Source organism: Pseudomonas sp. NFIX28 (assembly GCF_900107395.1).
Lineage (GTDB): Bacteria > Pseudomonadota > Gammaproteobacteria > Pseudomonadales > Pseudomonadaceae > Aquipseudomonas.
Map to the genome: position 1 here is coordinate 1 of NZ_FNPW01000037.1, position 2,765 is coordinate 2,765.

Sequence of the window (2,765 nt, forward strand, 5' to 3'; positions counted from 1 at the left end):
TCGTGCAGGTCGGAACTTACCCGACAAGGAATTTCGCTACCTTAGGACCGTTATAGTTACGGCCGCCGTTTACCGGGGCTTCGATCAAGAGCTTCGCGTTAGCTAACCCCATCAATTAACCTTCCGGCACCGGGCAGGCGTCACACCCTATACGTCCACTTTCGTGTTTGCAGAGTGCTGTGTTTTTAATAAACAGTCGCAGCGGCCTGGTATCTTCGACCGGCATGAGCTTACGGAGCAAGTCCTTCACCCTCACCGGCGCACCTTCTCCCGAAGTTACGGTGCCATTTTGCCTAGTTCCTTCACCCGAGTTCTCTCAAGCGCCTTGGTATTCTCTACCCAACCACCTGTGTCGGTTTGGGGTACGGTTCCTAGTTATCTGAAGCTTAGAAGCTTTTCTTGGAAGCATGGCATCAACCACTTCGTCACCTAAAAGGTAACTCGTCATCAGCTCTCGGCCTTAGAACCCCGGATTTACCTAAGATTCCAGCCTACCACCTTAAACTTGGACAACCAACGCCAAGCTGGCCTAGCCTTCTCCGTCCCTCCATCGCAATAACTAGAAGTACAGGAATATTAACCTGTTTTCCATCGACTACGCTTTTCAGCCTCGCCTTAGGGACCGACTAACCCTGCGTCGATTAACGTTGCGCAGGAAACCTTGGTCTTTCGGCGTGGGTGTTTTTCACACCCATTGTCGTTACTCATGTCAGCATTCGCACTTCTGATACCTCCAGCAAGCTTCTCAACTCACCTTCACAGGCTTACAGAACGCTCCTCTACCGCATCACTTACGTGATACCCGTAGCTTCGGTGTATGGTTTGAGCCCCGTTACATCTTCCGCGCAGGCCGACTCGACTAGTGAGCTATTACGCTTTCTTTAAAGGGTGGCTGCTTCTAAGCCAACCTCCTAGCTGTCTAAGCCTTCCCACATCGTTTCCCACTTAACCATAACTTTGGGACCTTAGCTGACGGTCTGGGTTGTTTCCCTTTTCACGACGGACGTTAGCACCCGCCGTGTGTCTCCCATGCTCGGCACTTGTAGGTATTCGGAGTTTGCATCGGTTTGGTAAGTCGGGATGACCCCCTAGCCGAAACAGTGCTCTACCCCCTACAGTGATACATGAGGCGCTACCTAAATAGCTTTCGAGGAGAACCAGCTATCTCCGAGCTTGATTAGCCTTTCACTCCGATCCACAGGTCATCCGCTAACTTTTCAACGGTAGTCGGTTCGGTCCTCCAGTCAGTGTTACCTAACCTTCAACCTGCCCATGGATAGATCGCCCGGTTTCGGGTCTATACCCAGCGACTAAACGCCCTATTAAGACTCGCTTTCGCTACGCCTCCCCTATTCGGTTAAGCTCGCCACTGAATATAAGTCGCTGACCCATTATACAAAAGGTACGCAGTCACAGAACAAAGTCTGCTCCCACTGCTTGTACGCATACGGTTTCAGGATCTATTTCACTCCCCTCTCCGGGGTTCTTTTCGCCTTTCCCTCACGGTACTAGTTCACTATCGGTCAGTCAGTAGTATTTAGCCTTGGAGGATGGTCCCCCCATATTCAGACAAAGTTTCTCGTGCTCCGTCCTACTCGATTTCATGACTAAGAGATTTTCGCGTACAGGGCTATCACCCACTATGGCCGCACTTTCCAGAGCGTTCCGCTAATCTCAAAGCCACTTAAGGGCTAGTCCCCGTTCGCTCGCCACTACTAAGGGAATCTCGGTTGATTTCTTTTCCTCAGGGTACTTAGATGTTTCAGTTCCCCTGGTTCGCCTCTTGCACCTATGTATTCAGTACAAGATAACCATCTTATGATGGCTGGGTTCCCCCATTCAGACATCTCCGGATCAAAGTCTGTTTGCCGACTCCCCGAAGCTTTTCGCAGGCTACCACGTCTTTCATCGCCTCTGACTGCCAAGGCATCCACCGTATGCGCTTCTTCACTTGACCATATAACCCCAAGCAATCTGGTTATACTATGAAGACGACATTCGCCGAAAATTCGCGATTAAACTCACAAATTTTACCTTAGCCTGAATAAACACCAGTGAAAGTGCTATCCAGTCTATCTTTCTATCACATACCCAAATTTTTAAAGAACGATTCTGATAAAGATCAGAAATCAACATTCATCGCCAATCGGCGGAATGCTCATTTCTAAGCTTTAAACGATGGACACCAATCTGTAATGGTGGAGCCAAGCGGGATCGAACCGCTGACCTCCTGCGTGCAAGGCAGGCGCTCTCCCAGCTGAGCTATGGCCCCGTATCGCTACAGGGTGCACCAGTAATTGGTGGGTCTGGGCAGATTCGAACTGCCGACCTCACCCTTATCAGGGGTGCGCTCTAACCAACTGAGCTACAGACCCAATCGTCTTCTTCAATGAATCAAGCAATTCGTGTGGGAGCTTATGAAGCAGCTGATGTCGTCGATTAAGGAGGTGATCCAGCCGCAGGTTCCCCTACGGCTACCTTGTTACGACTTCACCCCAGTCATGAATCACACCGTGGTAACCGTCCTCCCGAAGGTTAGACTAGCTACTTCTGGTGCAACCCACTCCCATGGTGTGACGGGCGGTGTGTACAAGGCCCGGGAACGTATTCACCGCGACATTCTGATTCGCGATTACTAGCGATTCCGACTTCACGCAGTCGAGTTGCAGACTGCGATCCGGACTACGATCGGTTTTATGGGATTAGCTCCACCTCGCGGCTTGGCAACCCTTTGTACCGACCATTGTAGCACGTGTGTAGCCCAG

2 tRNA genes and 2 rRNA genes are annotated in these 2,765 nt (G+C 50.8%); all 4 read right to left on the reverse strand.

What is annotated here, in order from left to right:
* Positions 1 to 1,957: ribosomal RNA gene (locus BLV20_RS30675) — 23S ribosomal RNA — on the reverse strand; the annotation flags it as partial.
* A 239-nt stretch (positions 1,958 to 2,196) separates the two neighbouring features.
* Positions 2,197 to 2,272: transfer RNA gene (locus tag BLV20_RS30680), tRNA-Ala, on the reverse strand.
* Positions 2,273 to 2,298: 26 nt separating this feature from the next.
* Positions 2,299 to 2,375, reverse strand: a tRNA-Ile gene (locus BLV20_RS30685).
* Positions 2,376 to 2,440: 65 nt separating this feature from the next.
* Positions 2,441 to 2,765 (reverse strand): 16S ribosomal RNA (locus BLV20_RS30690); the annotation flags it as partial.